We start from the raw sequence: 5,392 nt of genomic DNA on the forward strand, positions 1-5,392 counted from the left end.
CGTCCGCGTCGTCTTCCCCACGCCGGACTGGAATGACTATCTCGCCTTGGCCTTCGATGAGATCCGCGTCTTCGGCGCGACCTCGGTGCAGGTGATGCGGCGGCTGCGCTCGGCCCTGCGCGGCCTGGCCGAACTGGTGGGCGAGAGCGAGCGCGCCGACGGCGTCCAGCGCTACCTCGAGCATGTGGACGCCGTCATCGAGCGCTCAGCTTTCGACGAGCGCGACCGCGCCGCCGCGCGGCAGGAGGACCCGCAGGGCCTTGGCCTGACGCGGTAGCGGGCGGGCCTATTCCTCCGGGTGCTTCCAGCTGATGTACCAGCCGACATCGCCGGGCATGCCGTCCGGCCAGTCGATGATCTCCACCTGCAGTTGGAAGCCGCGCGGCGCAAGTTCCTTCACGTAGAAGTCGAAGGCGCGGCGCGGGAACCTCGGCGACAATCGTGAAGGTCATCGCGGTGCAGATCATCAGGCTGATCGCGTTGGGGGGCTGAAGCCGCGTGCCGGGGGAGGGGCGGGACGCGCTGGCGGGGATCGAAGGGTGCCTGCCGCCCGAGATCGCCGCCAAGGCGGACGCGGACGGCGTCACGCTCGGTGTGCTGGGTGGCGCCTTCATCGCCTTCGGCGCGGTCTTCTCCAATGTCGCGCTGACAAGGGCCGAGGCGGCGATGCCCTTCGGCATGGCACGCGTCGTCGCCGGCTTGGTCTTCGCGCTTGGCCTGAGTCTGGTCCTGCTCGACTGCGCGCAGATCTTCACCGGCGACGTGCTTATGGTGATGGCCTGGGCAAGCGGGCGCTTGGCGCTGCGTCGCGTGCTCCGCGCCTGGGCGCTGGTCTGGATCGGGAACCTCGCAGGGCCTGTGGGCACGGCGCTGCTGGTCTTCCTCGCGCAGCACCACGGCTTCGGCGGCGGACAGGTGGGGGTGACTGCGCTGCGCACGGCGCAGGCGAAGGCAGCGCTTCCCTTCGGCCAGGCGTCCTGCTCGGGATGCTGTGCAATACCCTGGTGTGCATGGCGGTGTGGCTGTCGCTGTCCTCCCGCCCGCCGGCGCATCGGATGCTCGTCGTGCTGGTGCCGATCGCCGCCTTCGCCGCCGCGGGCTTCGAGCACGCGGTCGCGAACATGTACTTCATTCCCTTCGGCCTGCTGATCAAGGCGGCCGCTGCGGATGGCTTCTGGCGAGCGGTGCAGCTCGATCCTGCCGCCTTCGCAGCTCTCGACATGGCGAGCGCGATTCGGAACCTGGCCGCGGTCACACTCGGCAACGTCGCGGGCGCCTCGATCCTCGTCGCCGGTGTGTATTGGCTGCTATATCGGCGGACGGCGCGCGAAGCGGGGCTGTGACGGGGACTTTTCTGAGCGTTCGCTGCCGGCGGGGTGTCCTCGCGGGTGGGTCGTATGCGTGGGATTGCTCCTCAGAACTCGCACTCAGGGCGATTGCAATCCGCGAGTAGGACGGTATGCGCGCGCCAGCACGCTAGTGGCCCGCAACGGATCGGGAAGCGGCTAAGCGGAACTGACGACGGTTCGGCATAAGTGGGTTCATGCCCGCGCCCCATCCCTTCCTTATCCGTTGGGGACTGATTCCCACGGTTGCGAAGAAGGTTGGGGTGGGGGAAAGGTTCGCTTCTCCCCCCCCGGTCCTTCACTCGCCGATCGCGCCCGAGATCCAGGCCTTCAGCGCGCCCTTCGGCATGGCGCCGACCTTGGTCTCGACCGGCTTGCCGTCCTTGAACAGGATCATGGTCGGGATGCCGCGGACCGCGTATTCGGTCGGCGTCATCGGATTGTCGTCGATGTTTACCTTCGCGACGGTCAGCTTGCCGGCGTATTCGGCGGCGATCTCATCGAGGATCGGCGCCACCATCCGGCAGGGGCCGCACCATTCGGCCCAGAAGTCGACGAGCACGGGGCCCGGCGATTCCAGCACGTCCTGCTTGAAGGTGTCGTCCGAGACCGGCTTGGTCAGGTCGCCCATGGGGGGACTCCATCTGGGGGGTGCGGGGGCGCGTGGCCCCCGGAGTTGTAACAGAGATCGGGTCTCGCGCGCCCCGGGTCAAGCGTGGGGGGTGGGGGCGGGGGCCGGCGGACGCCGGAAGACCAGGGCCTTGATGCGCTCACGCAGCGACTGGAACACCACGTAGAGCATCGGGATCATGAAGATGCCGATGGAGGACGCCGCCAGCATGCCCCAGAAGACCGGCGTGCCGACGGCGCGGCGGCTGATCTCCGAGGCCCCTTCGGCCACCACCAGCGGATAGAGCCCGAGGATGAAGGCGAAGGACGTCATCATCACCGCGCGGAAGCGCAGCTTAGCACCCAGCGCCGCCGCCTCCTGGATCGACTTGCCGTAGTGCTCCCGCTGCTCCTTGGCGAATTCGACGATCAGGATGCCGTTCTTCGCGGCGAGCGCGATCAGCACCACGATGCCCACCTGGGCATAGAGGTCGAGTGCGAGGCCCGCCGGCCCGATCGAGACGATGGCCCCGAGCACGCCGACCGCGACCGAGAGCAGGACGGGGACCGGGATGGTCCAGGATTCGTACAGCCCCACCAGGAAGAGGAAGGCGAAGAGCACGGCGAGTGCCAGGATCATCCCGGTCTGCCCCGCCGCGGCCTTCTCCTGGAAGGCGGTCCCGGTCCATTCGAAGGAGTAGCCCGCCGGCAGCGTCGCCGCGGCCACGCGCTCCATCGCCGCGAGCCCGTCGCCCGAGGACCGGCCCGGCGCGGGTTCCCCATTGATCGTCAGGCTGCGGACGTTGTTGTAGCGGATGATCGATTGCGGCCCGAACTCGATCCGCGCATCCGCCAGCGCGCGCAGCGGGATCATCTCCCCGTCCCGGTTGCGCACATGGACGCGGTAGATGTCGGGGATGCCGGCGCGGTCGGCCTGTTCCGCCTGCAGGCTGACCTTCCAGGTCCGGCCGAACAGGTTGAAATCGTTGACATAGGCCCCGCCCATGGCGGCCGAGACGGCCTGGAAGACATCGTTCAGCGAGACGCCGAGCACCTGCGCCCGGTCGCGGTCGATCTCGAGGAACACCGAGGGCGTGGCCGCCGCGAAGGTCGAGAAGACGCGCGTCAGGTTCGGCTCCTGGTTGGCGGCAAGGACCAGGGCGCGCATCACCGCCGCCATCTCCGCAACCGGCCTTCCTTCCAGGTTCTGCAGCTGGAACTCGAAGCCGCCGGCGGTGCCGAGGCCCGAAATGGGCGGCAGATTGAAGGGAATGACGCGCGCGGGGACGTCGTTGGTCCGCGCGATGGTCGTCGCGATCAGGCTGTTGACGTCCATCCCCGGCCCGGTGCGCTCGTCGAAGGGCTTCAGCGTGACGATCAGGATGGCAGCGTTGGACTGGGCGAGGCCGGAGAGCAGCGAATAGCCGCTGATCACCATCACGTCCTGCACGCCGGCGATGCCGCGGATGGTGGAACCCACCCGTTCCGAGATCTCCCGCGTGCGGTTGAGCGAGGCGCCGTCGGGCAGCGCCACCTCGCCGAAGAAGGCGCCCTGGTCTTCCTGCGGCAGGAAGCCGGTGGGCGTGCGGGAGGCCGTGCCGACGATCCCGGCCATGAAGGCACCGAGCAGCAGGATCGAGACGAAAGCGAGGCGCACCAGCCGCGTGACGATCGCGGCGTAGCCGTCCCGGACATGGTCGATGGCGCGCGAGACGCGCCCCATGATCCCCCGCTTCGGCCCGTGATGGGCCGAGAGGAGCACGGCGCAGAGCGCGGGGGAGAGCGTCAGCGCGTTGATCGCCGAGAAGAACATTCCCACTGAGACGACGACCGCGAACTGGCGGAACAACTCGCCCGAGATGCCGGGGATGAAGGCCAGCGGGACGAAGACAGACAGCAGCACCAGGGTGATGGCGATGATCGGTGCCGTGATGGTCTCCATCGCCGCCTTGGTCGCATCCGCGACGGACAGCGAATGGTCCTCCTCCATCTTAGCTTCCACCGCCTCGACCACCACGATGGCGTCGTCCACCACGATGCCGATGGCGAGCACCATGGCGAGCAGGGAGACGGTGTTGGCCGAATAGCCCATCGCGTTCATCACGACGAAGGTCGCGATCAGGCTCACGGGCACCGCGACCAGCGGGATCAGCGTCGCGCGCAGCGAGCCCAGGAAGATGAAGACCACCACGACGACGAGGACGAAGGCCTCGATCAGCGTGTGGATCACGACCTCGATCGTCAGGTTCACGAAGGTCGTCGTGTCGTAGGTGACGCCGTATTCCATGCCGGCGGGGAAGCGGGCGGCCAGCCCGCGCATCGCCGCCGCGACCGCGTCCGCCGTACCGACCGCGTTGGCGCCGGGGGCAAGGAAGATCTGGATGCCGACGGCGTCCTGCCCGTTCAGGGTCATCGCCGTGTCCTGGTTCCAGGCGCCGAGCTCGATCCGCGCCACGTCGCGCACGCGCAGCACCGAGCCGTCCGGATTCGCGCGCACCAGGATGTTGCCGAACTGCTCCGCATCGTCGAGCCGCCCGGTCGTGCGGATGTTCAGCTGGTAGGATGTGTCGGTCGATGCCGGCTGCGCGCCGACTCGCCCGAGCGGTGCCACCTGGTTCTGCGCCCGGATGGCGTTGACGATGTCCGCCGGCGTCAGGGACAGCGCGGTCAGCCGGTCCGTCTCAAACCAGATGCGCATGGCGTAGTCGCGCGTGCCGAACATGGCGACGTCGCCCACGCCGGGGACGCGCTTGAGCACGTCGAGGATGTTGATGGTCGCATAGTTCGACAGGAACAGCGTGTCGAGCGTGCCGACCGGCGAGCGCAGCGTGATCACCTGCAGCATCGCCGAGGATTTCTTGCGCACCGTCAGCCCCTGGCGCTGCACCTCCTCGGGCAGCTGCGCCAGCGCCAGCTGCACCCGGTTGTTCACGTTCGTCGCGTTCTGGTCGGGATTCGTGCCGACGCGGAAGGAGATGGTGAGGTTGTAGGACCCGTCATTGCCGCTGGTGGACCGCATGTAGATCATGTTGTCCACGCCGTTGACCTGGCTCTCGATCGGCTGGGCGATCGTCGCCTCCACCACCTCGGAGGACGCGCCGGGGAAGACCGCTGTGACCGAGACCTGCGGCGGCACGATGTCCGGGAACTGCGCCACCGGAATGACGCGCATCGAGACGATGCCCGCGATGGTCATGACGATGGCGATGACCACCGCGAGCCGCGGCCGGTCGACGAAGACCTTGCTGATCATGCCCGGGTCAGCCCGGCACGCGCGATGGTCGCGCGCGGTTGCGGAACGGCGCGGACATCAGGCTGCTCCATCGTCAATGTCCCGACAGAACGAGGGTCTTGAACGGCATCAGCGCCGCCTGGATCCGCAGCAGGATGGCATGCACCATCCCCACCGCGTCGACGCCGTGCAGCGCGAAGCGCCG

4 protein-coding genes and 1 pseudogene are annotated in these 5,392 nt (G+C 68.2%); 2 read left to right on the forward strand and 3 right to left on the reverse strand.

The annotated features are described in order from the left end of the window. A partial coding sequence (locus tag HW577_RS19935; protein WP_198377879.1) for a DUF2254 family protein occupies positions 1–277 on the forward strand: 277 nt, incomplete at its 5' end. A 9-nt stretch (positions 278–286) separates the two neighbouring features. On the opposite strand, the gene HW577_RS19940 is transcribed toward HW577_RS19935, so the two are convergent. Then, on the reverse strand, positions 287–439 hold the full coding sequence (locus tag HW577_RS19940; protein ID WP_198377880.1) for a hypothetical protein: 153 nt from the start codon (positions 437–439) through the stop codon (positions 287–289). Between the two features lie 155 nt (positions 440–594). Between HW577_RS19940 and HW577_RS27080 the strand changes: the two are divergent. Next, positions 595–1,343 (forward strand): annotated as a pseudogene (locus HW577_RS27080) (formate/nitrite transporter family protein). Positions 1,344–1,644: 301 nt separating this feature from the next. On the opposite strand, the gene trxA reads toward HW577_RS27080, so the two are convergent. Continuing rightward, positions 1,645–1,977 (reverse strand): thioredoxin TrxA, encoded by a 333-nt coding sequence (gene trxA / locus HW577_RS19950; protein WP_198377881.1) that lies wholly within the window; start codon positions 1,975–1,977, stop codon positions 1,645–1,647. Between the two features lie 78 nt (positions 1,978–2,055). Next, a complete protein-coding gene (locus tag HW577_RS19955; RefSeq protein ID WP_198377882.1) occupies positions 2,056–5,208 on the reverse strand; it encodes an efflux RND transporter permease subunit in 3,153 nt (1,050 codons plus the stop codon). Between the last annotated feature and the right edge of the window lie 184 nt (positions 5,209–5,392).

The organism is Neoroseomonas rubea, assembly GCF_016106015.1.
In the GTDB taxonomy this organism is placed as follows: domain Bacteria; phylum Pseudomonadota; class Alphaproteobacteria; order Acetobacterales; family Acetobacteraceae; genus Neoroseomonas; species Neoroseomonas rubea.

Coding starts and splice junctions, on each gene's coding strand:
- trxA (WP_198377881.1), bottom strand. CDS start 1,977: ATGGGCGACCTGACCAAGCCGGTCTCGGACGACACCTTCAAGCAGGAC.
- HW577_RS19955 (WP_198377882.1), bottom strand. CDS start 5,208: ATGATCAGCAAGGTCTTCGTCGACCGGCCGCGGCTCGCGGTGGTCATC.